This window comes from Specibacter cremeus (assembly GCF_003946885.1).
GTDB lineage: Bacteria > Actinomycetota > Actinomycetes > Actinomycetales > Micrococcaceae > Specibacter > Specibacter cremeus.
Genome location: NZ_RWKQ01000048.1, coordinates 1 through 26,914 on the forward strand (window position 1 = coordinate 1; position 26,914 = coordinate 26,914).

A 26,914-nucleotide genomic window follows, 5' to 3' on the forward strand; every position below is an offset into this window, starting at 1 on the left:
CACGAGGATTGCGGCGAACCGGCTGTGCGGAAATCCGCGTTAGCGCTTCTGGGCGTAGCCGTAGACGGCAACGCAGCCGAGCCCAAGGCGATGGCCGTCCGGGTTTGTTCATTCGCCCGCGAGGCCGAACACCGTCCAGAGACCCAGAAGCCCTACGGTGATCCACCGCAGGCGGACCTGGCCGCCGAGGGCGATGGCCGCCCGGCCGCCTCGTACCGGCCCGCGGCCGCCCGGGCGGTCAGCTCGGCCGCGATCGTGACCTGGAGGGAGGAGAGCACCCGGGCCAGGGATTCGACGTCGCGGGCGAAGGCGACCGCCTCCGCGTCGCCCAGCCGGGCCAGACACAGGGCGCCGGCGCCCACATCGACCACGGTCAGGGACCGGATCGCGGCCGTGGCGAGGGTGATCAGCCGCCGGCTGATCCACGACTGGTACGGGCCCCGCGTGGTCGGGAGCGGCCCGCTCCGTGTCCATGCCTCTAGTATGCTCGAATATTATTTCGATAACAAGGGTATCGTCGGATCAAGAAATGGAAATTCTTACATGCTTTCGCTACCGTCAAAGCGTCCATCTGGGGCGCAGTTAAGCACCGAAATCGGCGTGAAATGGTGCTTAACTGCGCCCCAGTTGAGCCAAGATTGAGCACTTGCTGCGTCACAGTTGGGTAGGACTTCAATGATTGGTTGTATTCGAATTTGGCGTCGTACGGCCGGGCCTCGACGCGCTCGACCACCGCACGACGCGACGGTCGAGGGGTGAGCAGGTGAGGGGATCCGGGCCGGAATCCCTCGCCAGCTCACCTGAGTTGGGGGAGGGGGAGCAGGATGGACGGGCGGCGCTCGAAGATGAACTGCAACGGGTCCAGATAGTCGTCGGCAGAGCCCTCGGGCGTGTCCACACCGCGACGCACGCCCAGTGCAGGCAACTGCCTTGCCCGGCCGAACCGGCCGACATCCTGGCACTTACATGGATAGCCACATACGGGAATTACCGGACGGCGGTCTCCACTGCGTCCGTCACACGCAACAACTCGTCGTAGCCGATGGACAACATGGCCTGATGCGACCCGGCCCCGCACCACAGCAGCGGGTACCGGCGCAGGTCCGTGTCCAGGAACGCGCGCAGCGGCGCCGGATGCGCCACGGGCGCGACGCCGCCCACGGGCTGGCCGGCATGCTCCAGCACGAACTCGGGCGTTGCGCGGCGGATCTTGCCCAAGCCGTGGAGCCGTGCCACGAGGCGCACGTCGACCCTGCCGGCGCCGCTGGAGAGGATCAGCAGCGGCTCGCCGTCGCACTCGAAGATGAGGCTGTTGGCGATGGCGCCCACCTCGCAGCCCAACACGGCAGCCGCATCGGCGGCCGTGGCCACGGAATCGTCGACCTCGACCACGGTGTCCGGCAATCCCGCGGCCAGCAAGGCGGCGCGAATGCGTTCGGTGACGGGGTCGGACTGGTACGTCCAGGACATGTTGTTCACCGTGCCAGTCTAGGAGCCCGCGAGGCCCGACCGCGAGCCGCCGGCGCGGACCGGACCCCAGGGCGGCATATTTGGCACCCGCACGCATTGCGTGTAGTTTCACTGGTGACCACACGGGAGCCCTGATGCAGGGGCTGAGATCGGGCTGAGGCAGCCCGCGACCGTCGAACCTGTCCGGGTAATGCCGGCGAAGGAAGTGAGCACCAATGAACAACCCCTTGCAGCAGATCCCTGCCCATTCACTGGCATACGCGGTCGATCCGGAGCATGACCTGCGCGTGCCGGTGACCAGCATCGCGCTGGCGGCCTCGCCGTCGGGCTCGGCAAACCCGCCGTTGGAGGTGTACCGGACCGCCGGTCCGGGCAGCGACCCCGTTCGGGGTCTTCCGCCGCTGCGTGAAGGCTGGATCGCAGGCCGCGGCGACACGGCGGAGTACGCCGGGCGGGAACGGAACCTGCACGACGACGGCCGGCGGGCCGCCCGCCGCGGCGGCGCGTCCGCGGAATGGAAAGGCATGCCGCGCCGTCCCCGGCGGGCCGTCGACGGCGCCACCGTCACGCAGATGCACTACGCCCGGGCCGGAATCATCACCCAGGAGATGCGGTACGTCGCGTTGCGAGAGTCGTGCGACGTCGAACTGGTGCGCAGCGAACTCGCGGCCGGGCGGGCGATCATCCCGAACAACATCAACCATCCGGAGTCCGAGCCGATGATCATCGGGTCGGCCTTCCTGGTGAAGATCAACGCCAACATCGGCAATTCCGCCGTCACCAGCTCCATCGCCGAGGAAGTCGACAAGATGCAGTGGGCCACGCTGTGGGGTGCCGACACCGTCATGGACCTGTCCACCGGCGATGACATCCACACCACCCGGGAGTGGATCATCCGGAACTCCCCGGTACCCATCGGCACGGTCCCGATCTACCAGGCGCTGGAGAAGGTCGACGGCGAGGCGGACAAGCTCACCTGGGAAATCTACAGGGACACGGTCATCGAGCAGTGCGAACAGGGCGTGGATTACATGACGGTGCACGCCGGGGTGCTCCTGCGCCACGTGCCGCTGACGGCCGAACGCGTCACCGGGATCGTCTCGCGCGGTGGTTCGATCATGGCCGGTTGGTGCCTGGCCCACCACGAAGAGAACTTCCTGTACACGCACTTCGATGAGCTGTGCGAGATCTTCGCCCGGTACGACGTCGCCTTCTCACTGGGGGACGGGTTGCGGCCGGGGTCCACGGCCGACGCCAACGATGCCGCCCAGTTCGCCGAGCTGGACACGCTGGCCGAACTGACCAAGCGGGCGTGGCAATACGACGTCCAGGTCATGGTCGAAGGCCCCGGCCACGTCCCGTTCCACCTGGTCCGGGAAAACGTGGAGCGGCAGCAGGAACTGTGCGACGGCGCCCCGTTCTACACCCTCGGACCGCTCGTGACCGACATCGCCCCCGGATACGACCACATCACCTCCGCCATCGGCGCCACCGAGATCGCCCGGTATGGGACGGCCATGCTCTGCTACGTGACGCCGAAGGAGCATCTGGGACTGCCAAACAAGGACGACGTGAAGACGGGTGTGATCACTTACAAGATCGCCGCCCACGCCGCCGACATGGCCAAGGGCCACCCAGGCGCGCGCCAACGGGACGATGCGCTGTCCAAGGCCCGGTTCGAGTTCCGGTGGCGCGACCAGTTCGCCCTGTCGCTGGACCCGGTGACGGCCGAGGCGTTCCACGATGAAACCCTGCCGGTCGAGTCGGCGAAGACGGCCCACTTCTGTTCCATGTGCGGACCGAAGTTCTGCTCCATGCGCATCAGCCAGGACATCCGCGACACGTTCGGCGGCGAGGACCGGCAGCGTGGCATCGCGGAGGGGATGGCCGCCAAGAGTGCCGAGTTCCGGGCCTCGGGCGGGAAGGTCTACCTGCCGGAACCGGCGCTGCCGCGTACCTGAGCGACGGGCGCCGTCCCCGCCACGACCCTTGGCGGGGACGGCGCCCGTCCTCAGAAACCCTGCGCGTCGAGGATGGCGTCTTCCTCTTCCTCGGCCGTGGGCCGGGCGCCCGGGCGGCGCTTTTTCGGCGCCCGGCGCGGGGCGAATGTGGAACTGCGGCCGATCAGCTCGTCCACGGGCACGCCGGCCTCGTCCGCCTCCTGCGCCGCGAACTCGTCATTGCGGCGCTGCAGGCGCGCCGCATAGCCGAACCCGACGAAGGCGAGCACGCCGAAGCACACCCATTGCAGCGCGTAGCTCAGGTGTGAACCCTCGTCGATCGACGGCATCGGGAACTGCACCGGATTCGTGGTGGCGGCGGGCGACTCGGCGGCCATCAGGCCGTACGCGCCGGTCTTGATTGGATAGTTGAGCTCGGCCGCATACATGCCCAGCTCGATCGAGGCGAGCTGGCCGGCCGGCGCCCCGCGGTCCAGCTTCGGCTCGGCCGGCCGCAGCCGCGCCACGACCGTGACCGTGCCGGGCGACGGCGCCGGCACCACGTCCGGGTGTCCGCTTACCTTGTCGCCGATGGGCAGCCAGCCCCGGTCGATGATGACGGTGTCGCCGCTCTCCAGCTTCAATGGCACGACCACCTCGTAGCCGGGTGTGCCGTTCAGCGGCCGGTTCCGGATGATGCGGGTGTCCCGCACCTGGTAGACGCCGCGCATGGTGACCTGGGTCCATTCACGGGCCTGGTCGAGGTGTGCGAACTGCCCGGCCAGGTCCGCGTACGGGACCGGCGTTGCCGAGTAGTTCGTCTCGATCCGGTTGATGTTCGCCACCACGTCATTGCGGCGGTTCAGCTGCCAGTTGCCCAGCAGTACGCAGGCGATCGCGAAGATCACGGCCACGACGAAATAGCCCAGCCAGCGGCTGGAGAACAGGAACTTGTACGGCTTCATGGGCGGCGGTTGGTTCCTTCCGGGCGGGACTGGGCGGGTGGCTGCGATGCGGCCGGCCCGGGGGCAAGGGGCAGCGTCTGCTTCCACAGGGAACGCTCGCGCAGATACCTTTCAAGCCAGCCGGCGTGCTCGTCACAGGCCAGCCAGATCTTACGCCGCTCGGGTGTGTGGATCCTGGGATTGTTCCACAGCAGTTGCGTGGTCGCCGCGGCCCGGCAGCCCTTGCGCGAGCAGATCGCCTCCGCGGCGGGTTCCCGCCCGCCGAGCATGTCGCCCAGATTCACCTGTTGTCCTCGTCTTCCTCGGCATCGGCGGTGCCGTCGCCGGCGTCGGCCGGCCCGCCGTCGTCGTCGTCAATGAGACTGTCGTCAACCACCTCACCCTGGAGCACCTCGTCCGCCTCGGACCACGGCTCCTCGGTCAGCTCATCCATGGGGGCCACCTCCAGCAGTGCGCTGGTGTCGATCTTCGAGGTGTCGGAGCCGGCGTTGGCGATGACGACGGCGACCCAGGGCAGCACCACGGCGCCGACCACCGGGATCAGCCTGTACCAGCCGTCGAACACGAAGATCAGCCCGATGCAGACCATGCGGATGCCCATGGTGACGGCGTACTTGACCATGCGGTCGTGGATCTCGTCGCTGTGGGCGGCCGGGGCCCCCGTGATGCTCACGACATCCTGGTGCGATGCCCCACCATGCGAAGACTCCGGGCCGTGATCGACCGGGGAATGGCCGGCAGTATGGTGTTTCATCACGCTCCAATAGACGATTTCATTCTCTCACCGGCGGCGGGGAGGGCCAAAAGCACAACTGTGTGCCGGGCCTGTTCACACCGTAGGATGCAATGCGGACAGACGAACTTGGAGGAATACATGAGTGCAGCGCACACCGAATCCGGGACGGGCCGCAGCGTCCTGGTCACGGGCGGCAACCGGGGCATCGGCCTGGCCATCGCGAAGGCGTTCCTGGCCAACGGCGACAAGGTGGCCGTGACCTACCGCAGCGAGACCGCATTGCCGGAGGGCATCCTCGGCGTGCGGGCCGACGTCACCAACCAGGCGTCCGTGGATGCGGCGTTCACCGAGGTCGAGGCCGCGCATGGTCCGGTCGAGGTGCTCGTGGCCAATGCCGGCATCACCAAGGACACGCTGCTGCTGCGCATGAGCGAGGATGATTTCACCTCCGTGCTCGACACGAACCTGACCGGCGCGTTCCGCGTCATCAAGCGCGCATCCAAGGGCATGCTGCGGTTGCGCCGCGGCCGGGTGGTGCTCATCTCATCGGTCGTCGGGCTGTACGGCTCGCCCGGCCAGATCAACTACGCCGCCTCGAAGGCCGGCCTGGTCGGCATCGCCCGCTCGCTCACCCGGGAACTGGGCGGCCGCGGCATCACGGCCAACGTCGTCGCCCCCGGCTTCATCGAGACGGACATGACGGCGGCCCTGCCGGAGGACACACAGAAGCAGTACCTGTCATCCATCCCGGCCGGCCGCTTCGCCTCCGCCGAGGAGGTCGCCAACGTGGTTCGCTGGATCGCCGGCGACGAGGCCGGGTACATCTCGGGCGCCGTCATCCCGGTCGACGGCGGCCTCGGCATGGGCCACTAGTTCCAATCACACGCACATAGAAATCGAGGATCATTGATGGGAAAGCTTGAAGGCAGGACGGCGATCGTCACCGGTTCCTCACGCGGGGTGGGCGCCGATGTGGCCAAGTTCCTCGCCGCCGAGGGTGCCGCCGTCGTCGTCAACTACCGGCAGAAGGCGCCCCGCGCCACCAAGGTGGTCGGGGAGATTGAGGCCGCGGGCGGCCGCGCGGTCGCCGTGGGTGCCGACCTGACGGCCGACGGCGGCGCGCAGGCGCTGGTCGACGCCGCGAAGGAGAACTTCGGCTCGGTGGACGTGCTGGTACTCAATGCCTCCGGCGGCATGGAGTCCGGCATGGCCGAGGACTACGCGCTGCGGCTGAACCGGGACGCCCAGGTCAACATGCTGCAGGCCGCGGCGGCCGTCATGGCGCCGGGTTCCCGCGTGGTGTTCGTGACCAGCCACCAGGCGCACTTCATCGAGACGGTGCCGACCATGCCCGAATACGAGCCGGTGGCCCGCAGCAAGCGCGCCGGCGAGGATGCGCTGCGCGCACTCATCCCGGACCTGGACGCCAAGGGCATCTCCCTGGTCGTCGTCTCCGGCGACATGATCGAGGGCACCGTGACGGCCACGCTGCTGGACCGCGCCAATCCGGGCGCCATCGAGGCCCGGCGCGCCGAGGCCGGCAAGCTGTACTCTGTCAACGAGTTCGCCGCCGAGGTCGCCGCCATGGCCGCCGCGGACGTGGCCTCCGGGCACACCCAGTACGTGGGCGGTGCCGACTACTTCACGAAGTAGACACCGCGGGCGTTGGGCGGGGCAGCCAGGCCGGATGCCCCGCCCAACGCGTGGCTTCAGATGCCGGCGAGCGCCAGCGCCACGTCCAGGTTGGGGATGTTGATCTGCGCGTCGGCGGCCGCGCGCACGGCCGGCTTGGCGTTGTACGCCACGCCCAGGCCGGCCGCCGCCATCATGTCGAGGTCGTTCGCGCCGTCGCCGATGGCCATGGAGTGTGCCGGGTCGATGCCCGCCGCCGCGCACCATTCGCGCAGCGCCGCGGCCTTCGCGGCCCGGTCCACGACCGCGCCGGACACGCGCCCGGTCAGGGTGCCGGCCACGATCTCCAGGTCGTTCGCCCGGGCGAAGTCGAGGTCCAGGTCGGCGGCCAGCGGGGCCAGGATCTGGGAGAACCCGCCCGAGACGGCGCACACGACGTGCCCGGCCGCCTTCGCGGTCCGCACCAGCCGCTCGGCACCCGGGGTGAGCTTGATCCGGGCGCCGACGTCGGCCAGCACGGACTCCGGCAGGCCGGCCAGGGTGGCGACGCGGTGGTGCAGGCTCTGGGCGAAGTCGAGTTCGCCGCGCATGGCCGCGGCCGTCACCTTCGCCACCTCCGCCTCCGTGCCGGCGTGCGCGGCCAACAGCTCGATGACCTCCTGCTGGATGAGCGTCGAGTCGACGTCCATGATGATGAGCTTGCGTGCGGCGGTGCGCAGGGCCGCGGGCACGACGGCGGTGTCCACGGATCCGCTCGCGGCGTCGGCGAGCGCCGTGCGCACCCGGGTGACGAATCCGTCGTCGTCCGTCGGCGCCAGCTCGAAGACGTGCGCCGCGAAATCCGGGTGCTCCGTACCCGACTCGGCGGTGACGGCGGCGCCGGTTCCGGCGAGCACGCTCCTGACCGTCTCGAGGTCGGCGGGGGACAGGGTGCGGCCATGGCTGACCGCCGCAAAGGTGGAGGGCATACGGGGGATTCTACCCAAATCCCGGGGCCGGCCCGTGCCGTGTTCGCCCCGGGATCCCGGTGGTTCGCGTGGGCGGGCGTGGGTGGAATAGGCTCATTGTCCATGAGTGAAGTTCTGGGTTTGGCCGGTGTCAGCGTGGTCCGCGGCACCAAGACGCTGCTGGATGCCGTCGACTGGCAGGTCCGCGAGGGGGAGCGTTGGGTCGTGCTCGGCCCGAACGGTGCCGGCAAGAGCACGCTGCTGCAGATTGCCGGCGCCCGCATGCACCCGACCCGCGGCGTGGCCGGCATCCTGGACGAGGTCCTGGGCGCCGTGGACGTGTTCGAGCTGCGCCCCCGCATCGGCCTGGCGTCCTCATCGCTGACCACCCAGATCCCCGAGCATGAAAAGGTGCTCAACGTGGTCGTCACCGCCGCGTACGGGGTGACCGGGCGCTGGCGCGAGGACTATGCCCGCGACGACGAGCGGCGCGCCTTCGGGCTGCTGGAGGAGTGGGGCGTCTCGACGCTGCTGAACCGGCCGTTCGCGTCGTTGAGCGAGGGGGAGCGCAAGCGCGTGCAGATCGCCCGGGCGCTCATGACGGACCCGGAACTGCTGCTGCTGGACGAGCCGGGCGCCGGGCTGGACCTGGCCGGGCGTGAGGACCTGGTCCGCCGCCTGGCCGAGCTGGCCCAGGACCCGTTCGCCCCGTCCATCGTGCTCGTCACCCACCACCTGGAGGAGGTGCCGCCGGGCTTCACGCACGCGCTGCTGCTGCGCGACGGGAACGTCGTGGCCGCCGGGCCCATCGCGGAGACGCTCACCGAGGCGAACCTTTCGGAGACGTTCGCGCTCCCGTTGACGGTGACGCGGGCCAACGGCCGCTACACCGCCGTCGCCCGCCACGACGGCTAGGNGATCGTCGGCTCCGGCTCGCTGGTCACGTTCCCCGTCCTCGTCGCGCTCGGCTACGCCCCGGTCAACGCCGTCATCTCCAACGCGATGGGCCTGGTGGCGGGCGGCTTCTCCGGCGCCTGGGGGTACCGGCGCGAGGCGGCCAGCATGCGGCGCACGCTGTGGCGGCTCATCCCCGTCTCGCTGGTGGGCGGGCTGCTGGGCGCGTACCTGCTGCTGCACCTGCCCGACTCGGTGTTCGGCGTGGTCGCCCCGATCCTGATCGTCGTCGCGTTGTTGCTGGTCATCTTCCAGCCGCGCCTGGCCGCCTGGGTGAAGAAGCGCAACGCCACCGAGCACATCACCCCCGACCAGGCCGACCACCAGCCGATCGCCCCGTCGCTGTATGCGCTCGTGTTCCTGATCGGCGTCTACGGCGGCTATTTCACGGCCGCCCAGGGCATCCTGCTGATGGCCGTGTTCGGCATCTTCCTGCATTCCACGCTGCAACAGTCCAACGCCGTCAAGGTCATCCTCACGCTCGTCGTGAACCTCGTCGCGGCCGTGTCCTACCTCTTGTTCGCGTTCAACCGGATCAATTGGCTGGTCGTGCTCCTGATCGCCGTCGGCTCCCTCGTCGGCGGGTTCGCCGGCGCCCACATCGGCCGCCGGCTCTCGCCGTTCTGGCTGCGTGCGGTCATCGTGGTGCTCGGCCTGGTCGCGCTGGCCAACTTGGTCGCCAAGCTGGTGGCGGCGTGACGCTCGTCCGGCTCGAATCGGCCGACGACCCGCGCGTGGCCGACTACGCCGCCCTGAGCGACGCGGCCCTGCGCCGGCGCACCGACCCGGAACGTGGCCTGTACATCGCCGAAAGCTCCAAGGTGCTGCGCCGTGCCCTGGACGCCGGGCACCGGCCTCGGTCGTTCTTCCTGGCCGAAAAGTGGCTCGACGGGTTGGCCGACGTGCTGGCCGCCCACCCGGACGTGCCCGCGTTCGTCGGCACGCCGGGCGTGTTGGAGGAGATCACCGGCTTCCACCTGCACCGTGGCGCGCTGGCCGCCATGCACCGCCCCGCCCCGGTCGCCGTGGACGCGCTGCTGGCCGGGGCGCGGCGCATCGCGGTGCTGGAGGACATCGTCGACCACACGAACCTCGGCGCCATCTTCCGCGCCGCCGCCGCCTTGGACGTCGATGCCGTGCTCGTCAGCCCGCACTGCGCCGACCCGTTGTACCGGCGCAGCATCCGGGTGAGCATGGGCACCGTGTTCCAGGTGCCGTGGGCCCGCCTCGACGCCTGGCCCGGCGCGCTGTCCGTGCTGCGGGCGGCCGGATTCACGACGGCGGCGCTCGCCCTGGCGCCCGATTCGCTGGGCATCGATGAGCTCGCCGCCCGCAATGACGAGAAGCTGGCGCTGATCCTCGGCACCGAGGGCGACGGGCTCGCCGACGGCACCCTGGCCGCGGCCGACCTGCGCGTGAAGATCCCAATGCGCCCCGGCGTGGACTCGCTGAACGTGGCCGCCGCCAGTGCGGTCGCGTTCTTCGCCTGCCGCGCCCGGTAGTGAACGGTGGTCGAGCCTGTCAGGTCGCGCTCCGGCTTGGGAATCCGGGCCGGAACCGGTAATGTTTCAAGATGGCCCCAACGGGCCCTTCCATGCTCATCAGCCTGGCCAAATCCAGGCGATATTTTCCAGAGGTAACTACCGTGAAGCAGAATATCCACCCGAAGTACGAAGTCGTCGTCTTCAACGACCTGGCCTCCGACACCAAGTTCCTGACGCGCTCCACGGCCACCTCGGACAAGACCATCGAATGGGAGGACGGCAACACGTACCCCGTCATCGACGTGGAAATCTCCTCCGCCTCGCACCCGTTCTACACCGGCAAGCAGCGCATCATGGACTCGGCCGGCCGCGTCGAGCGCTTCAACGCCCGCTTCAAGAACTTCGGCAAGAAGTAACGGACTTCGCCGCCGCACGGCAGGCCCGCACCAACAGGTGCGGGCCTGCCGTGCTTAACGGCTCCCGCCCTGTTGCGGGCCGCCTCGGCACGCGGTGGCCCGTGGCAAGATGGGAGCCATGGCTCCACAATTTCATGGCGAATACAAGGTCCGCGGCGGCAAGCTCGTCGTCGTCGACCTGGACACGGTGGCCGACGGCGCGGGTGACGGCTCCCGGCTCGCGAACGTGTCCGTCAGCGGCGACTTTTTCCTCGAACCCGACGAGGCGCTGGACACCATCAATGCCGCCCTGGCGGGCCTGTCCACCGAGCTGCCGGCCACGGCGCTGGCCGCGGCCATCGACGCGGCCCTGCCGGCCGACGTCGTGCTGTCCGGCTTTTCCGCGCACGCCGTCGCCGTCGCCGTCCGCCGCGCCCTGGCGAAGGCGACGACGTGGAGCGACCACCGGTGGGACATCATCGCCCCGACCGTCCAGCCGACGCTCGTCAACGTGGCCCTGGACGAGTTGCTCACCGAGGAGGTGGGCGCCGGCACACGCAACCCGACACTGCGCTTCTGGGACTGGCAAGAGCCGTCCGTGGTGATCGGCAGCTTCCAGTCCGTGCGCAACGAACTCGACCCGGACGGCGTCGCCGAACACGGCATCACCGTGGCCCGGCGGATCAGCGGCGGCGGGGCCATGTTCATGGAGGCCGGCAACTGCATCACGTACTCCCTGTACGTGCCGCAGAGCCTCGTGGACGGGCTGACGTTCGAAGAATCGTACGCGTTCCTGGACGCCTGGGTCATGGCGGCGCTGGACTCCATCGGCGTCACGGCGTTCTACGTCCCGCTCAACGACATCGCCACCGACCAGGGCAAGATCGGCGGCGCCGCGCAAAAGCGGCTGGCCAACGGCGGCCTGCTGCACCACGTCACCATGAGCTACGACATCGACGCGGACAAGATGGTCCAGGTGCTGCGCATCGGCCAGGAGAAGCTCTCCGACAAGGGCACCACGTCGGCCAAGAAGCGCGTCGATCCCTTGCGCCGGCAGACCGGACTGGACCGCGCGGACATCATCGCCGCCATGGCCGAGACCTTCACCCGCCGGTACGACGCCACGGCCACGGCGCTCACCGATGCGGAACTCGACGAGGCGGCCAGGCGGGTCGAGACGAAGTTCGGCACGCGCGCCTGGCTCGACCGCATCCCGTGACGGGCCCCGCGCCCCGGCGCTGGTGGCTGGAGCAACCGCCGGCCGCCTTTTCCTTCGTCATGGCCACCGGCATCGTGTCCACGGCGTTGCTCGATGTCGGTGCGCGGACCGCGTCGACGGCGTTGCGCTGGGTGGCCGCGGCCGCGCTCGTGGTCCTGGCGGCGGGGTTGCTGGCGCGCCTGGTCACGCGGACGGCGCCGGTGGTCGCCGATTTCCGCAGCCCGCACGTCGGATTCGGCTACCTGACCCTGGTGGCCGCCCTGAACGTGGTCGGCACCGGCTTCCACGCGACCGACCCGGCCGCAACCTGGCTGCTGGCCGCCGTGAGCGTGCCGGTGTGGCTGTTCCTGGCCTACGGCGTGCCGCTGTCCATGATGCTGCGCACCGACGCCGGTGCGAGCCGGCGGGCCCTGCTGCTGCCGGTGGACGGCAGCTGGTTCCTGTGGGTGGTGTCCACCCAGTCGCTGTCCATCGCCGCGGCCACGCTGGCCGCGGACGACCACACTCATCCGTTGCTCAACGATGCGGCCGTCGCGTTGTGGGGCATCGGCATCATGCTGTACCTGACACTCACGACGCTCGTCATCCTGCGCCTGCTCACCGGGGCCGACCGCGGCGAGGGCATCGTGCCGTCCAACTGGATCTTCATGGGCGCCACCGCCATCACGGTGCTGGCCGGGTCCCTGATCCTCGGGCTGCCGGCGGGGGCGGCCGTCGTGAAACTGGCCGCGCCGGTGGTGGGCGGGGTCAGCTACCTGCTGTGGGCGTTCGGGCTGTGGTGGGTGCCGCTGCTCGTCGCCTTCGGGTTCTGGCGCCACGCCATCCGGCGCGAACCCCTGCGCTACGGCACGGCGTTGTGGAGCATCGTGTTCCCGCTGGGCATGTTCGCCGCGGCCACGTTCCGGTTCGGGCGCGGCACCGGCCTGCCGGTCCTGGCCTCGATCGGCCAGTGGACCACGTGGGTGGCCGTCGTCGTGTGGGCCGCCGTCACGGCCGGCATGCTGGCCACGGCGGCCACGGCCCTGGCACGCCGTCGCAACGCCCGCCGAACCCAACTGTGACGCGGTAAGTGCTGGGAATCCGCGGAAAACCAGCATTTACCGCGTCACAGTTGGGAAGACGGGCGGGGGAGTATCCGCGAGGACGCGGCCCCGGGTCCCGTCCACCCGGACCGCCTGGCCGTCGCGCAGCACCGTGGTGCCGTTGCCGGTTCCCATGACGGCGGGGATCCCGTATTCGCGGGCCACGATGGCCGCATGGGAACCGATGCCGCCGGTGTCCACCACGACGGCCGCGGCTCGCTGGAACAGCGGCGTCCACGACGGGTTCGTGTACGGGCACACCAGCACCTCCCCGGGCAGCAGGGTGCCGAAGCCGGCCGGCGAGAGCACCACGCGCACCCGCCCGGCGGCGGTGCCGCGGCTGGCCCCCCGTCCGGAGAGCAGGGCATCGGGGCCGGCACCCCGGGCCGGGCGCAGCGCGGCCGGGTCGAACAGCGGCACGCCGGCCAGTTCACGCCGCCTGGCCGCCCGGGTCCGGGCGGCGTCGCGCAACCGGGGCGCCGCAGCCGCGGGCCAGACGCCGTCGTCGTCCACGCGGATCCGTTCCAGCTCGTCGAGACGCAGGTGGAAGACGTCTGCGGCCGCACCCAGGACGCCGGCCACCCGCAACCGCTCACCCATCTCGAGCAGTGCCCGGCGCAGCGCCGGAAGCGGTCCGGTCAGGTAGAAGTGCGAATCCTCCCGGAACGCGACGCCCGTCTTGGCGTCGGTGACGGCGCGCAGCACGATCCGCCGGATCGGGCCCACGCGCAGGGCCGGGTGGGCGACCAGGCGCCGCATCGCCTCACCCGTCTGGTTCGGAGCCGGCCGCCGCTCGCCGGCCGGTGCCTTGCCGGCGAGTGCCTTGATCAGGCCGAGCACCGTCTCGGGCGCATCGGCCCACGTCGGCGCGCTGGAGAGCACCACGCTGACCGTTTCGCGGTGGCCGTATTCATCGAGGAAGTCCCGGAACCGGGCCCGGAAGGCCGCAAACCCGGGATCGGTGTCGATGCGCCCGGACAGCGCCACGCCATCCTCGGTTTCAAACGCATGCGCCAACGCCTCGTCGCCCGCGACGTCGGCGGCAAGATCCGCCAGGGCCCGGTTGGCCTGGGCGGTGCGTGTCGTGGCGCCGGCGATCAGCGCCGAGCCCAGACCCGGACGCCCGAGGACCAGCAGCAGCGCGCGCATCGCGGCCTGCGGCACGAAGCTGCCGGGCAGGTAGGAGACGCGCAGCCCGGACACGAGGGACGCCGCCGCAAAGCAGCCGTGCACCTGCCGGAGCAGGCCGGCCCAGTCGAGCCCGGCCGGGTCGGCGGCGTCCAGCGCCCGCGTCGCGGCCAGGAACTCGGTGAACCGGGGATCGCGGGTCCATGTGGCCGGATCGTACCGGCGCACGCGCCGGGCCACCGACAGCGGGGCGGCGAGCGTCCGCAATGTGGGCCGCGGCACGGGCGGCACGAGCCGGACCACCACGCCGTCCTCCTGCGGCAGCAGCCGGTCCAGGGTGGGGAAGCGCACGCCGACGCTGCCGGCCATCCGCTCGAGCATGTCCTCGATCCCGTGTTGCAGCCAGCCGGTGACGTCCAACGGGTAGGGGCGTTCGACGAACATCTCAAGGAAGAACGGGCCCACCAGGCGCTGGAACCGGTTCAGTGAGAGTGGCTCGGGCGGCAGCGCGGTCATGGGCCGCGCCTGCAGGAGGTGGATGCCGCCGCCGGCGATGGCCCACTCCATGTCCTGCGGCCGGCCGAAGTGCTCCTGCACATGCCGGGCCAGGGCGGCCAGCGCATCCAGCTGCCCGTTGGAGAGCAGGTGCCGTGCCCCCTGCACCGGTCCGGCGCCGGTCCCACCGGGCGTCCAGGACGTCAGCGGCGCCGGTTTGCCCGGAATACCGGCGGCCAGCACGTAGTGTTCCGGGGTCACCTGACCGGACACGACGGCCTCGCCCAGCCCGGCCGCGGCGTCGATGACGATCTCGTCGCGCGCCCCGGTCACCGGGTTGGCGCTGAATATGACGCCCGCCGTGTCCGCCGGCACCATTCGTTGCACGACGACGGCGATCGCCACCTCGTGCGGGTCGACGCCCCGGCCGCGGCGGTAGGCGATGGCGCGGTCGGTCCACAGCGACGCCCAGCAGTCGGCGACGGCCCGCAGCACCGCCTCCACGCCCTCGACGAAGAGGTACGTGTCCTGCTGGCCGGCGAACGCGGCCCCGGGGAGGTCCTCGGCCGTGGCCGAGGAGCGGACCGCCACGGCCGGGGCGCCCACGCCGGCGTAGGCGGCGGCGATGGCGTCCCGCAGCGCATCCGGGATCGGTGCGGCCGCAATGAGCTCCCGCAGCGCGGCGCCGTCGGCCGGGGCATCGCCAAGGATGCCGGCGTGGCCCTCGAGCAGGGCCTCAACGCGGTCGCCCAGCCCGGGCTGCGCCAGCACGGCGGCATAGGCGGCCGTGGTCACGACGAACCCGGGCGGCACGGGAAACCCGCGGCGGGACAGTTCGCCGAGGTTGGCGCCCTTGCCGCCGGCCAGTGGCACATCGGCCGCACCGAAGTCCGCCAGCGCCCCCACCAGCCGTGACATGTCCGTCATCACCGGGCTCCTTCACCACTCAGCCGGGAAACGCCTTGCCCGGGTTCAGCAGGCCCTGCGGGTCCAGGGCGGCCTTGATGGCGCGGTGGAGCCCGATCACCCGCGGGTCGAACTCGGCCGCCATGCCGGGGAGCTTGAGCAGCCCCACGCCGTGTTCGCCGGTCGTGGTGCCGCCCAGTGCCAATGCGTCGGCGATGATGACGTCGAACGCGGTCTTCGCCCGGTCCCGGGCCGCGTCGTCGCCGTCGGGGACGATGATCAGCGGGTGCAGGTTGCCGTCCCCGGCATGGGCGATGTTGGCGATCGTGACATCGTGGGCCGTGGCCGTGTCCCGGATCCGGCGCAGCATTTCCGGCACGGCCGCCAGCGGCACGCACACATCCTCGGTGAGCACGGGCCCCAACCGTTCCAGGGCCGGGTACGCCAGCCGGCGGGCCAGGAACAGGTCGTCGGCCTGGTCCGCGTCGATGGACCGCTCCGCCCGGGTCGCGCCGTGCCGCACGAACAGGTCCTCGAGCTCCCGGGCGAGGTCGTCGCCGTGGGTCCCGGGCTCGTCGACGGCGGCCAGCAGCAGTACCTGCCCTGCCTCCGTCAGGCCCAGCTGCTTCCAGTCGTCCACGGCCTGCAGGCACGCCCGGTCGACGAGTTCCAGCGCGCTGGGGATGATGCCGGCCTCACCCACGGCCGCAATCGCGCGTCCGGCGTCGACGAGGTCGTCGAAGTAGGCGATGACGGCCCGGTTCTCCCGGCCGCCCAGCGGCAGCAGCCTCACGGTGGCCTCGGTGATGATGCCCAGGGTCCCCTCGGAGCCCACCATGAGCGCGGTGAGGTCGTAGCCTGCCACGCCCTTGGCCGTGCGCCGGCCGAGGTCCACCACCGAGCCATCCGCCAGGACGACCGTCAGGCCGAGCACGTAGTCGCCGGTGACGCCGTACTTCACGCAGCAGATGCCGCCGGCGTTCGTGGCGACGTTGCCGCCGATCGTGGAGATCTCGCGGCTGGCCGGGTCCGGCGGGTACCACAGGCCGTGCGCGGCGACGGCCCGGCGCAGGTCCTCGTTGAGCGTGCCGGCCCGGACCCGCGCGTAGCGTTCACGGTCGTTGACCTCGACGACGCCGGTCATGGTCTCCAGCGACAGCACGATCGCGTTGGCCACGGAGTTGGCGCCGCCGGAGAGCCCGGTGCCGGCGCCGCGCGGGACGATCCGCACCCCGACGGCCGCCGCCAGCGTGACGACGGCGGACACCTCCCCCGTGCTCCCGGCCAGCGGCGGCACGAAGTCGGCCCATTCGGCGTCGTCGTGGCTGTACGCGGCCAACGACGCCGCGTCCGTGCGGACCCGTCCGGCCGGGACGGCGCCGGCGAGGTCCGCAAGGAACCCGGCGTTCACGGCCGCGCCTCCCCGCGGGCGGGCTCACGGCCAAAGGCTTGCCCGGCCAGGGCCCACAGCAGGTGGTCGCGCCGCTCGACGATGATGCGCCGGAGCCCGGGCGCCGCGTCGCCGTGGGCCGCCAGCCAGGCGTCGGTGCGCCGCACCGTCGGGTGCGCGGCCGGGTCCGTGCCCGGCGGCAGGTCCTGGCGCCCCGGGTAGAGCCCGGCCACGATCCGGTCGGCGATCTCGATGCTGCGCTGGCCCCAGACCGTGTCGATGGCGGCGAAGTAGCGGTCCTCGAACGGGGCCAGCAGCTCGGGCCCGCCGATCGTGAAGCCGCTGATGGTGGCCCCGAGCAGCTGGTTGGTCAGTGTCGTGTCGCCGAGCGCGCTCGTCCAGGCCGCCTCCTTGACGTCGGCGGACGGACGGGCGGCCAGCGCTGTGGCATGGTCGGCGCGGGTGGCCGCCGTCGTGTCGGCCGCCAGTGCGGCGTCGAGTTCCGCCTCCGTGGCCACGCCCTGGGCGGCCAGCCCCTGCCAGGCGCGCCACCGCAGGTCGGCGTCCATGGCGAGCCCGGCGGGCACGCCGGAGCCGCCCAGCAGGGCCCGCAGCCGCGGGGCGACGGCGGCGCTGTCGCGCCCGAGCAGGGCCAGCGCCCGGGCCCAGACGAGCTGCTGGTCGCTGCCGGCCGCCGCGGCATCCAGCTCGCGTTCGACGGCGGTCGCCAGGAATGCGCGCAGCTGCCCACGCGTCTCGGCCGGGGTGTAGTGGGTGAGCGCGACGCAGGCGTTGTCGACGAGCGACTGCAACACGGCGATGTCGTCCTCGCTCGCGGCGAAGGCCGCCACGGCGTGCACGTAGGCGTCGGCCGACAGCACGGCGTCGCGGGTGGCGTTCCACAGCGACGACCAGACCAGGCTGCGGGCCATCGGGTCGGCCAGTGCGTCCAGACCGGTGAGCGCCGTGGCCAGCGAGGCCGGATCGAGCCGGACCTTGGCATAGGTGAGGTCCTCGTCGTTGACGATGACGAGGTCCGGGGCGGGGGCGCCGACGAGTTCGGTCACGGTCGTCACGGGCCCGGCCACGTCGATCGTGGCACGGCCGTACCGGACCAGGGCACCGCCGTCGTTCCTGTCGCCGTCGAACCTGTACAGGCCCACGGCCAACCGGTGCGGTCGCGGTGCCGGTTCGCCCGTGACCGGATCCACGGCGTCCTGGCGGATGGACAGGTCGGTGATGGCGCCGTCGGCGACCGTGACGGCCGGGGTGAGCGTGGCGATGCCGGCGGTCTGCAGCCACTGGCGGGCCCACGTGCGCAGGTCGCGGCCGGAGGCCGTGCCGAGGGGTTCGAGCAGGTCGGCCAGCGCCGTGTTCGCGTAGGCGTGCGTGCGGAAGTACTCCCGCGCGCCGGCCAGGAACGCGTCCTGGCCCACGTAGGCGACGAGCTGCTTGAGCACGGAGGCGCCCTTGGCGTAGGTGATGCCGTCGAAGTTCTGCTTCGCGGCCTCCAGCGTGGGGATGTCGGCCACGATGGGGTGCGTGGTGGGCAGCTGGTCCTGGACGTACGCCCACGTCTTGCGCCGGCTCGCGAACAACGTCCACGATTTCGCGGCCCACGGCGTGGCCTCGGCGACGGCCAGGTGGCCCATGAAGTCCGCGAACGACTCCTTCAGCCACAGGTCGTCCCACCAGGCCATGGTGACGAGGTCGCCGAACCACATGTGCGCCATCTCGTGCATGATCGTGTTGGCGCGCTGCTGGTACTGGGTGTCCGTGGCGCGCGAGGTGAACACGTAGGCCTCGGTGAACGTGACCAGGCCCGGGTTCTCCATGGCGCCGAGGTTGTATTCGGGCACGAACGCCTGGCCGTACTTGCCGAACGGGTACGGGTAGTCGAACACCCGGTGGAAGAACGCGAGGCCGGCCTTCGTGACGTCGAAGATGGCGCCCGCGTCGAAGTGCTCCGCCATGGAGGCGCGGCAGTAGGCGGCCAGCGGGATCTCGAGGATCTCACCGGCGTGGGCGCTGTCCGGGCCGAACGTCATGGCGAAGTGGTCCTCGGCCTTGAAGTAGGGCCCGGCCAGGATGGTGGTGATGTACGTGGAGATGGGCGCCGTCGGGGCGAAGTCCCAGCGGACGGCGTCGCCGTTTGCCGTCCCGACGGGTGTCTGCGCGACGGGCTCCCGGTTGGAGCCGACCTCCCAGCCGGCGGGGGCGGTGACGTGGAACGTGAACGGCGCCTTCAGGTCGGGTTGTTCGAAGTTGGCGAACACGCGGCGGGCGTCGGCGGGCTCGTACTGGGTGTACGTGTAGACGCGCCCGTCGGCCGGGTCGGTGAACCGGTGCAGGCCCTCACCGCTGCGCGAATAGGCGGCCGTGGCCGTGACCACCACCGTGTTCTCGGCGGCCAGGTCCGGCAGGGCGATGCGCGCGTCCTCGACGACGACGGCCGGGTCCAGCTCCTTGCCGTTGAGCACCACGGACTGCACGCCGAGGCCGATGAAATCCAGGAAGGTGGTGGCGCCGGGCGTGGCGGCGGCGAACCGGATGGTGCTGGTCGTGGCGAAGCCCGGCCGCGCCGCGTCCGGAGCGTCGCTGAGGTCCACGGCCACGTCGTAGTCGTGGACGGCCACCAGGGCCTTGCGGGCGGCCGCTTCCTCGCGGTGCAGATTCGAATTGCGCAGATTTGAATTGTGCGGATTTGAGTTAGACACGGTTTCATCTAACCACGCCGTGCGGGACCCGGTCAGCGCCCCATCAGGTGCACGGCCGCCAGTGCGAGCGCGGCGATCAGCACCCACGCGCACAACGCCATGAGCGTGGCCCGCAGCCCGCTGTGGAACAGTTCGCGAACCCGCACCGCGGACCCCAGGCCGAACAGCGCCGCACCCAGCACGACGTCCTGTGCCAGTCCGGCCGCGTCCACCAGGCCGGGTCCGGCCCAGCCGAGCGTGCGCACCGTGACGAGGGCCAGGAAGCCGACTACGAACAACGGCACGACCGGCGGGAACCGTGCCGGCGACACCGCCGTGGCCGCCATCGAACCTGTCGCGGGAGACGCGGCGGCGAGCCGGGCACTGCGGACGTGCCGGCGTCGTTCGAACACGCCGACGGCGGCGACCATCGGCGCCAGCAGCACCACACGGGTGAGCTTGATGATGATCGCGGCGGACAGGGCGGCGGCGCCGGCCGTCTGCGCCGTGGCCACGACCTGCCCGACGTCGTGCACGCCGGCGCCGACCCACTGCCCGAACATCACCGGGCCCAGCCCGAGCGGGTGCATGAGCAGCGGCAGCACGCCGATGGCCAGCGTGCCGCACAGCGTCACGAGCGCCACCGGCAGCACCGTCTCGCGGGTCCGCGTTCCCTTCACGGCCGCCATGGCGCCGATCGCGGACGCGCCGCAGATGGCGAAGCCCGTGGCGATCAGCAGGGGGGTGTCGCCGGGCAGCCGGAACAGCCGGCCGAGCGCGTACGTGCCGGCGAACGCCAGCAGCACCACCGCGACGACGAGCGCGCCCGTGCGCCAGCCGAGCGCGGCGATATCGGCCAGGCTCAGTTTCAGGCCCAGCAGCACGATGCCGGCCCGCATCAGGTGCTTGCCGGCGGCGTTGAGCCCGGCCCGCCACGGCCCGTCGCACAGCCCGGCCGTGCCCGGCAGGTTGACGGCGACGATGCCGAGCACGACGGCGATGGTCATGGCCGGCAGCCACGGCACCAGGGCGTGGGTTGCCAACGCGACCGCCACCGCGGCCAGGGCGGCCGCCAGGCCGGGGATCGTCCGGGGCAGGGGCGTGCTCACCAGGGACTGGGCGTGTAGTCCTTCAGGAACACGCCGTGCTGGTCCTCGCCGGCCTCGCCCATGACGATCGGGTCATAGACGCGGGCGGCCCCGTCGACCAGGTCCAGCGGGGCGTGGAAACCCTCCTCGGCCAGCCGGATCTTCGTGAAGTGCGGGCGCTCGTCGGTGATCCAGCCGGTGTCCACGGCCGTCATGAGGATGCCGTCGGTCTCCAGCATCTCGCCGGCCGCCGTGCGCGTCATCATGTTCAACGCGGCCTTGGCCATGTTCGTGTGCGGGTGGCCCGGGCCCTTGTAGGCGCGGGAGAACTGCCCCTCCATGGCGGAGACGTTCACGATGTACTTGCGCCGGGCCGTCGACGCGCGCATGGCCGGACGCAGCCGGGAGACCAGCAGGAACGGGGCCGTCACGTTGCACAGCTGCACCTCGAGCATCTCCAGCGGGTCGACCTGGTCCACGACCTGCGTCCAGCTGTTGATCGTGGCCAGGTCCGGGACCAGCCCGCCGGCGTCGATGGCCGTGCCGGCGGCGATGCGTTCTGGCGACGCGGATCCCATGGACAGGGCCAGCGAGGCGATCTCGTCCCCGGCCAGCACCGGGTGCTCGGCGATCTGGGCGGCCAGCGCCAGCGGGTGCCTGTCATGGGCGTGCCCGAACGTGACGAGCTCGGGCATGGGTGCGTCGTCGGGCAGCGGTTCGAGCTCGGCGTCCACCAGCGGCTTGTAGGCGGTGGAGGAGCGGCGCACGGTCTGGGCCGCGTTGTTGATGATGATGTCCAGCGGCCCGGCCTCGGTCAGCGAGTCGGCCAGGGCCACCACCTGGGCGGGGTCGCGCAGGTCGATGCCGACGATCCGCAGCCGGTGCAGCCAGTCGCCGCTGTCCTCCATGGCCGCGAAGCGGCGCGCCGCGTCCTTCGGGAAGCGCGTCGTGATGGTGGTGTGCGCGCCGTCGCGCAGCAGCCGCAGCGCGATGTACATGCCGATCTTCGCGCGGCCGCCGGTCAGCAGGGCGCGCCGCCCGGTCAGGTCGGTTCGCGCGTCCCGCTTGGAGTGGTTGAACGCGGCGCACTCCGGGCACAGCTGGTGGTAGAACGCGTCGACCTGCGTGTAATGCCGCTTGCACACGTAGCAGGCGCGCGAGCGCAGCAGCGTCCCGGCCACGGCACCGCCGGCCGACGGCGCCAGCTTGTTGCCGCGCGTCTCGTCGTCGATGCGGTCCGGGGCCGCCGTCGCCGTGCGCGCGATGACGGCCCGGTCGGCGGCGTTGACGGCGTCGCGCTTCGTAGTCCGGCGGTGCCTTTTCACGGCCTTGAACATTTTGCCCGTGGCGTGGCGCACCTTTATGTAATCGGGGTGTTCCTCGTCGTAAAGGTGAATCGTCTCCAAAACCTTGATGCAGTTTTGGACTTCCTCGGGCGTCAGGTCAGCGGCAGTCACCCATCAATTTTAGCCGCTGCCGGGACCGGGTCCGCCCCGCCGGTGACCGCCCGGGTGGCGTCCACCTGGTGCTCGACCACGCTGGCCAGCTTTTCGCCGCACACCTCGTCCCGTTCGATCGCCTCCTGCAGGGCCTGCGGCATTTCCGCCGCGAGCGTGCGGGCCAGCTCGATCTCGGCCGGTTCCGGCGCCGGGACCAGCTGGCCCTTGCGCAGCACGGTGAGCCCGGAGCCGGTGACGTGGAAGCCGCGGGCGCGGTCCAGTTCCGGGTCGACGCCGATGACGGCCTCGGCCGGGATACGCACGTTCTTGTCGATGATGGCATGCCGGACGACGGCGCCGGGCCCGACGGCGACCTTGTCCAGCAGCACCGAATCGATGACGCGCGCGCCGGTGCCCACGAACACGCCATGGGACAGCACGGAGTGCTCGACGACACCGCCCGAGACGACGACGCCGCTGGAGACGATCGAGTCCAGCGCGGTGCCGATCGTGTTGTGGGTGCCGCGGACGAACTTGGCCGGCGGGGACGTGTTGTGCCGGGTGAAGATGGGCCATTCGGCGTTGTACAGGTTGAACACGGGCATGGGGGAGATGAGGTCCATGTGCGCGTCGTAGTAGGCGTCCAGCGTGCCCACGTCGCGCCAGTAGGTCCGGTCCCGGTCGGTGGCGCCGGGGATGTCGTTGGAGGTGAAGTCGTAGACGCAGGCCTCGTTGCGGTCGACGAAGTAGGGCACGATGTCCCCGCCCATGTCGTGTCCGGTGTCCAGCCGGGCCGCGTCGTGTTCGAGGGCCTCGACGAGCGCGTCGGCGTCGAACACGTAGTTGCCCATGGACGCCAGGAAGGAGTCCGGGTCCTCGGGCAGCCCGGCGGTCGACGCCGGCTTCTCGACGAACGCGGCGATCCGGTGCGCGCCCGGCGCATCGGATTCGTGCTCGCGGTCCACCTCGATGACCCCGAACTGGTCGGCCATTTCCAGCGGCTGGCGCACGGCCGCCACGGTGGCCCGGGCCCCGGAGGCGATGTGGCTTTCGACCATCTGCTCGAAGTCCATCCGGTACACGTGGTCGGCACCGACGACGACGACGATGTCCGGTGCGGCGTCGACGATCAGGTTCATGGACTGGAAGATGGCGTTCGCGCTGCCCAGGAACCAGCTCTTGCCCATGCGCTGTTGGGCGGGCACCGACGCCACATAGTTGCCCAACTGGGTTGACATCCGCCACGTCTCCGAGACGTGCCGGTCCAGGCTGTGCGACTTGTACTGGGTCAACACCACGACCCGGTGGTAGCCCGAATTGGCCAGGTTCGACAACGCGAAGTCCACCAGCCGGTAGCCTGCGAACGGGACGGCCGGCTTGGCCCGGTCCGCCGTCAGCGGCATCAATCGCTTGCCCTCACCACCGGCCAGCACGATGGCCAGCACCTTCTTCACCGACATTTCACAACCTCTGTCCCTTGAATGTTGCAATTGTCATCCGACTTTTACCGGTCGGTTGGCTTCACACTAGATCAAACGCGTCGCGGCCGACTACCTTGGTGCTGTGCGAGTCGACATTGTGACAAGAGAATTCCCGCCCGAGATCTACGGGGGCGCCGGTGTGCATGTGGCCGAGCTGAGCCGGGTGCTGGCGGCGCAGGTGGACCTGCGCGTGCGCGCGTTCGGCGCCCCGCGCCCGGCGGACTACCACGGCGCCCGGGTGTCCTCGTACGGGAACCTGCCCGAACTCGGGGAGGCGAATGCCGCTTTGCAGACCCTCGGCGTGGACCTGCAGGTGGTCCCGGACATTGCCGGCGCGGACCTGGTGCACTCGCACACGTGGTATGCGAACATGGCCGGTCACCTGGCCTCGCTGCTGCACGGCATCCCGCACGTGCTCAGCGCGCACAGCCTCGAGCCGCTGCGCCCCTGGAAGGCGGAGCAGCTCGGCGGAGGGTATGCGCTCTCGTCCTGGGCGGAGAGGACGGCCTTCGAGGCGGCCGCCGCCGTCATCGCGGTCTCCGACGGCATGCGCCAGGACATCCTGCGCTCCTACCCGGGCGTCGACCCGGCGAAGGTTCGGGTCGTGCACAACGGGATCGACGTGGACCTGTGGCGGCCGGACCCGGGCGACGACCTCGTGCGCACGCTCGGCATCGACCCCGGACGGCCCAGCGTCGCCTGGGTGGGCCGGATCACCCGGCAGAAGGGCGTGCCGTACCTGCTCCGGGCCGCGGCGCAGCTGCCGCCGGACGTGCAGCTGGTGCTGTGCGCCGGCGCCGCCGACACGCCCGCGCTGGCCGCCGAGGTCGCCGGCCTGATCGACGGGCTGCGGGCCACCCGGGACGGCGTCGTCGTGATCGAACGCATGCTGCCGCGGCACGAACTCATCCAGGTGCTCAGCCATGCGACGGTGTTCGCCTGCCCGTCCGTCTACGAGCCGTTGGGCATCGTCAACCTGGAGGCCATGGCGTGCGGGGCCGCCGTCGTGGCCAGCGCCACCGGCGGCATCCCGGAGGTCGTCGACCACGGGACGACCGGCCTGCTCGTGCCGCTGGAGCAGGCCGCCGACGGCACCGGCACCCCGGTCGACCCGGACCGCTTCGTCGACGACTTCGCGGCGGCGCTCAACCAGGTAGTCGGCGACCCCGCCGGCGCGCGCGCCATGGGCGAACGCGGCCGGGCCCGGGCTGCCGAGCACTTCGCGTGGGAGAGCATCGGCCTGGCGACCCTGGACGTGTACGAGTCCGTGCTCTAGTACCGACCGCTGGTTGAGCTTGCCGAAACTTGGCGAGCATGTCGGTGGTCGAGCTTGTCGAGACGCGGGTTTCGACAGGCTTAACGGTTTCGACAGGCTCAACCACAGGGTCCTCAGTTCTTTCTGAGCAGCAGCACCTTTTCGTCGATGGGCGCCCCGGAGCTGGCCCGCAACGCGCGGTAGTGGTCCCGGGCCTCGTCCTGGCGCTCGCGTTCCACCCCGGACGCGATGGGCGCGCGGAGGTGTTCGGGGCCGTAGCCGAAGGCCGCCACCAGGTCCGCCGCGTGCGGACGCAGCTTCGCCAGCAGGCGATTGATGTACGGGCCCAGCGTGCGGGCACGCTGCATGGAGATCCGGCCGTTCATCAGGTACCAGTCGAGGTGCTTCTCGATGAGCGTCAGCCCGAACAGGTTGCGCAGGCGGGCCAGGACCCGGCGCGTGCCGGCGTCCTCGATCGTGCCCAGCGCGTCCGTGAACGCCTCCCACTGGAGCAGTTCGGCATGGGCGTGGGCGGCCTGGATGAGCTCGTGCTGGTGGTCGTTGAATAGGGCGGCCGCCCGGTCCTTGGGCAGCTTGGCCGCCTCCCGCAGCGCCCCCGCCACCTCGGCGACCATGCCCTGGACGCGTTCGGTGAGCAGCCGGCGCTGGGTGGCCTCGTGCTTGAGCGCATTCGCCGACTTCTGCGCATTGCCGGAGTCGGAGACGAACTGCGCGACCTGCCGCAGCCCGGTCTTGTTCAGCGTCAGGTCGGCCGCCGCGCCGGCGACGAAGCGCGCCAGCACGCCGATGTCCATGGAGCGGAACTCCAAGCTGTAGTCGGCGAGCAGGCGTTTGGCCACGAGCTGCAGCAGCACGTTGTTGTCGCCCTCGAACGTGGCATACACGTCCAGGTCGGCGCGCAGCGAGACGAACCGGTTCTCGGCCATGAACCCGGCGCCGCCGCACGCCTCCCGGCATTCCTGCAACGTCTCGAGGGCGTGCCAGGTGGAGAGCGGCTTCAACGCCGCGGCCAGGGTTTCCAGGTCCTGCCGGTCCGCGTCCGTGTCCTGCGCGCCGGAGAACACGCCGTCGAACTTCGCCAGCAGCGTCTCGTGCGCGAACGACGCCGCATAGGTGGTGGCCAGCAGCGGCAGCAGCCGGCGCTGGTGGCGCTGGTAATCCAGCAGCACAACCTCGTCGACGTCGGAGGCGGCGGTGAACTGGCGCCGTTCACCGGCGTACGTGATGGCGATCTGCAGCGCGACCTTGGCGGCGGCGACGGCGGCGCCGTCCAGCGACACGCGGCCCTGGACCAGGGTGCCGAGCATGGTGAAGAAGCGCCGGCCCGGGCTGGCGATGGGGGAGCTGTACGTGCCGTCGGGGGCCACGTCGCCGTACCGGTTGAGCAGGTTCGTGCGCGGGATGCGGACGTTCGTAAAGCACAGCCGGCCGTTGTCGATCCCGTTCAGCCCGCCCTTGACGCCGTCGTCGTGGTTGCGCACCCCGGGCAGGAACTCCTTCGTCGCCGGGTCGCGCAGCTCCACATAGAACGCGTGCACGCCGTGGTTCACGCCCTTCGTGATGAGTTGCGCGAACACGACGGCGGCCTCGCCGTGCAGGGCGGCGTTGCCGATGAACTCCTTCCAGGCGGCGCGGAACGGGGTGTGGATCACGAATTGCCCCGCGTCGGGGTCATAGCTGGCGGTCGTGGCGATCGAGGCGACGTCCGAGCCGTGCCCGATCTCCGTCATGGCGAAGCAGCCCGGGATGTCCAGGCTCAGGATGCCGGGAAGCCACTTGTCGTGGTGCCCGGCGGTGCCCAGGTGCAGCACGGCGGAGCCGAACAGCCCCCATTGGACACCGGCCTTGATCTGCAGCGACGGGTCGGCCGTGACGAGTTCCTCGAACCCGGCGACGTTGCCGCCGTGGTCGTCGCCGCCGCCCAGCCGGGCCGGGAACGCCCGGTGCACGGCCTTTTCGCGGACCAGCACCTGCAACTGACCGAACACGCGGGCGCGGTGGTCCGTGTGGGTCAGCCCCTCGATCTTATGCATGTCCGGGTTCGCCGCGAGCGCCCGGGCCTGGCGCCGGACGTCGGCCCAACGGCCCAGCAGCAGTTCGCCCAGGGCGGCAACGTCGACTTCCGGCGCGTCGCCACCGTGGGTGGTTCGGGTTGTCATGGCCGGGGTGGTGGCGGGGCTCATCGGGGTCC

24 protein-coding genes and 1 riboswitch are annotated in these 26,914 nt (G+C 70.8%); of the genes, 10 read left to right on the forward strand and 14 right to left on the reverse strand.

Going from position 1 to position 26,914, the window contains the following annotated elements:
* Positions 1–152: 152 nt before the first annotated feature.
* The 3 genes from EJC77_RS16400 to EJC77_RS16405 form a co-directional block, all read right to left on the reverse strand.
* Entirely contained in the window at positions 153–371 is a 219-nt protein-coding gene (locus tag EJC77_RS16400; protein WP_125615075.1) for a hypothetical protein, read from the reverse strand.
* Between the two features lie 425 nt (positions 372–796).
* Positions 797–925 (reverse strand): hypothetical protein, encoded by a 129-nt coding sequence (locus tag EJC77_RS21390; protein WP_276309089.1) that lies wholly within the window; start codon positions 923–925, stop codon positions 797–799.
* A gap of 62 nt (positions 926–987) precedes the next feature.
* Positions 988–1,470 carry a YbaK/EbsC family protein gene (locus EJC77_RS16405; protein ID WP_125615154.1) on the reverse strand — a complete coding sequence of 161 codons (483 nt, stop codon included), beginning with the start codon at positions 1,468–1,470 and terminating at the stop codon, positions 988–990.
* 112 nt (positions 1,471–1,582) lie between these two features.
* Positions 1,583–1,692: riboswitch (TPP riboswitch) on the forward strand.
* Here EJC77_RS16405 and thiC point away from each other — a divergent pair.
* On the forward strand, positions 1,686–3,431 hold the full coding sequence (gene thiC / locus EJC77_RS16410; protein ID WP_125615078.1) for a phosphomethylpyrimidine synthase ThiC: 1,746 nt from the start codon (positions 1,686–1,688) through the stop codon (positions 3,429–3,431). It overlaps the preceding riboswitch by 7 nt.
* A 50-nt stretch (positions 3,432–3,481) precedes the next feature.
* On the opposite strand, the gene EJC77_RS16415 is transcribed toward thiC, so the two are convergent.
* From EJC77_RS16415 to EJC77_RS16425, 3 genes are read right to left on the reverse strand one after another with little or no spacing between them, the layout of a single operon-like run.
* A complete protein-coding gene (locus EJC77_RS16415) occupies positions 3,482–4,375 on the reverse strand; it encodes an SURF1 family cytochrome oxidase biogenesis protein (protein ID WP_125615082.1) in 894 nt (297 codons plus the stop codon).
* The gene (locus EJC77_RS16420; RefSeq protein WP_125615158.1) at positions 4,372–4,644 is read right to left on the reverse strand and encodes a hypothetical protein; all 273 of its coding nucleotides are present in this window, start codon (positions 4,642–4,644) and stop codon (positions 4,372–4,374) included. The genes EJC77_RS16415 and EJC77_RS16420 overlap by 4 nt, the downstream gene beginning before the upstream one ends.
* A gap of 11 nt (positions 4,645–4,655) precedes the next feature.
* A complete protein-coding gene (locus EJC77_RS16425; protein ID WP_240630314.1) occupies positions 4,656–5,048 on the reverse strand; it encodes a DUF3099 domain-containing protein in 393 nt (130 codons plus the stop codon).
* 201 nt (positions 5,049–5,249) lie between these two features.
* On the opposite strand from EJC77_RS16425, the gene EJC77_RS16430 reads away from it, so the two are divergent.
* Both EJC77_RS16430 and EJC77_RS16435 read left to right on the forward strand, forming a co-directional pair.
* On the forward strand, positions 5,250–5,984 hold the full coding sequence (locus EJC77_RS16430) for a beta-ketoacyl-ACP reductase (protein WP_125615088.1): 735 nt from the start codon (positions 5,250–5,252) through the stop codon (positions 5,982–5,984).
* A gap of 36 nt (positions 5,985–6,020) precedes the next feature.
* Complete coding sequence (locus tag EJC77_RS16435; RefSeq protein ID WP_125615091.1) at positions 6,021–6,764, forward strand: SDR family oxidoreductase; 744 nt, start codon at positions 6,021–6,023, stop codon at positions 6,762–6,764.
* Between the two features lie 56 nt (positions 6,765–6,820).
* On the opposite strand, the gene serB is transcribed toward EJC77_RS16435, so the two are convergent.
* Positions 6,821–7,711, reverse strand: a complete 891-nt coding sequence (serB, locus tag EJC77_RS16440) for a phosphoserine phosphatase SerB (RefSeq protein ID WP_125615094.1) — start codon at positions 7,709–7,711, stop codon at positions 6,821–6,823.
* A 102-nt stretch (positions 7,712–7,813) separates the two neighbouring features.
* On the opposite strand from serB, the gene EJC77_RS16445 reads away from it, so the two are divergent.
* From EJC77_RS16445 to EJC77_RS16470, 6 genes are all read left to right on the forward strand, one after another.
* The gene (locus EJC77_RS16445; RefSeq protein ID WP_125615097.1) at positions 7,814–8,605 is read left to right on the forward strand and encodes an ABC transporter ATP-binding protein; all 792 of its coding nucleotides are present in this window, start codon (positions 7,814–7,816) and stop codon (positions 8,603–8,605) included.
* A gap of 3 nt (positions 8,606–8,608) precedes the next feature.
* Positions 8,609–9,343, forward strand: coding sequence for a sulfite exporter TauE/SafE family protein (locus EJC77_RS16450; protein WP_125615100.1), 735 nt, complete (start codon positions 8,609–8,611; stop codon positions 9,341–9,343).
* The gene (locus EJC77_RS16455; protein WP_125615103.1) at positions 9,340–10,146 is read left to right on the forward strand and encodes a TrmH family RNA methyltransferase; all 807 of its coding nucleotides are present in this window, start codon (positions 9,340–9,342) and stop codon (positions 10,144–10,146) included. Before EJC77_RS16450 ends, EJC77_RS16455 begins: the two co-directional genes overlap by 4 nt.
* A gap of 143 nt (positions 10,147–10,289) precedes the next feature.
* On the forward strand, positions 10,290–10,544 hold the full coding sequence (locus EJC77_RS16460; protein WP_125615105.1) for a type B 50S ribosomal protein L31: 255 nt from the start codon (positions 10,290–10,292) through the stop codon (positions 10,542–10,544).
* Between the two features lie 118 nt (positions 10,545–10,662).
* Positions 10,663–11,742 carry a lipoate-protein ligase LplAB gene (locus EJC77_RS16465; RefSeq protein ID WP_240630315.1) on the forward strand — a complete coding sequence of 360 codons (1,080 nt, stop codon included), beginning with the start codon at positions 10,663–10,665 and terminating at the stop codon, positions 11,740–11,742.
* Positions 11,739–12,803, forward strand: a complete 1,065-nt coding sequence (locus tag EJC77_RS16470; RefSeq protein WP_125615112.1) for a tellurite resistance/C4-dicarboxylate transporter family protein — start codon at positions 11,739–11,741, stop codon at positions 12,801–12,803. Before EJC77_RS16465 ends, EJC77_RS16470 begins: the two co-directional genes overlap by 4 nt.
* A gap of 36 nt (positions 12,804–12,839) precedes the next feature.
* On the opposite strand, the gene EJC77_RS16475 is transcribed toward EJC77_RS16470, so the two are convergent.
* The 6 genes from EJC77_RS16475 to glgC form a co-directional block, all read right to left on the reverse strand.
* Positions 12,840–15,374 carry a PEP/pyruvate-binding domain-containing protein gene (locus tag EJC77_RS16475; RefSeq protein ID WP_125615115.1) on the reverse strand — a complete coding sequence of 845 codons (2,535 nt, stop codon included), beginning with the start codon at positions 15,372–15,374 and terminating at the stop codon, positions 12,840–12,842.
* A 19-nt stretch (positions 15,375–15,393) separates the two neighbouring features.
* Positions 15,394–16,764: an FAD-binding oxidoreductase gene (locus EJC77_RS16480; RefSeq protein ID WP_125615118.1), complete on the reverse strand. Its 1,371-nt coding sequence runs from the start codon at positions 16,762–16,764 to the stop codon at positions 15,394–15,396.
* Positions 16,761–19,430, reverse strand: coding sequence for an aminopeptidase N (pepN, locus tag EJC77_RS16485; protein ID WP_125615161.1), 2,670 nt, complete (start codon positions 19,428–19,430; stop codon positions 16,761–16,763). Before pepN ends, EJC77_RS16480 begins: the two co-directional genes overlap by 4 nt.
* A 62-nt stretch (positions 19,431–19,492) precedes the next feature.
* Positions 19,493–20,551, reverse strand: coding sequence for a YeiH family protein (locus tag EJC77_RS16490; protein WP_420820331.1), 1,059 nt, complete (start codon positions 20,549–20,551; stop codon positions 19,493–19,495).
* A complete protein-coding gene (locus tag EJC77_RS16495; protein WP_125615121.1) occupies positions 20,545–21,984 on the reverse strand; it encodes an SDR family oxidoreductase in 1,440 nt (479 codons plus the stop codon). The genes EJC77_RS16490 and EJC77_RS16495 overlap by 7 nt, the downstream gene beginning before the upstream one ends.
* Entirely contained in the window at positions 21,981–23,426 is a 1,446-nt protein-coding gene (gene glgC, locus EJC77_RS16500; RefSeq protein ID WP_125615124.1) for a glucose-1-phosphate adenylyltransferase, read from the reverse strand. Before glgC ends, EJC77_RS16495 begins: the two co-directional genes overlap by 4 nt.
* A 103-nt stretch (positions 23,427–23,529) precedes the next feature.
* On the opposite strand from glgC, the gene glgA reads away from it, so the two are divergent.
* On the forward strand, positions 23,530–24,723 hold the full coding sequence (gene glgA / locus EJC77_RS16505; RefSeq protein WP_125615127.1) for a glycogen synthase: 1,194 nt from the start codon (positions 23,530–23,532) through the stop codon (positions 24,721–24,723).
* 113 nt (positions 24,724–24,836) lie between these two features.
* Here the strand turns inward: glgA and EJC77_RS16510 are convergent, their stop codons facing one another.
* Positions 24,837–26,906 (reverse strand): acyl-CoA dehydrogenase family protein, encoded by a 2,070-nt coding sequence (locus tag EJC77_RS16510; protein ID WP_125615130.1) that lies wholly within the window; start codon positions 26,904–26,906, stop codon positions 24,837–24,839.
* Positions 26,907–26,914: the final 8 nt, after the last annotated feature.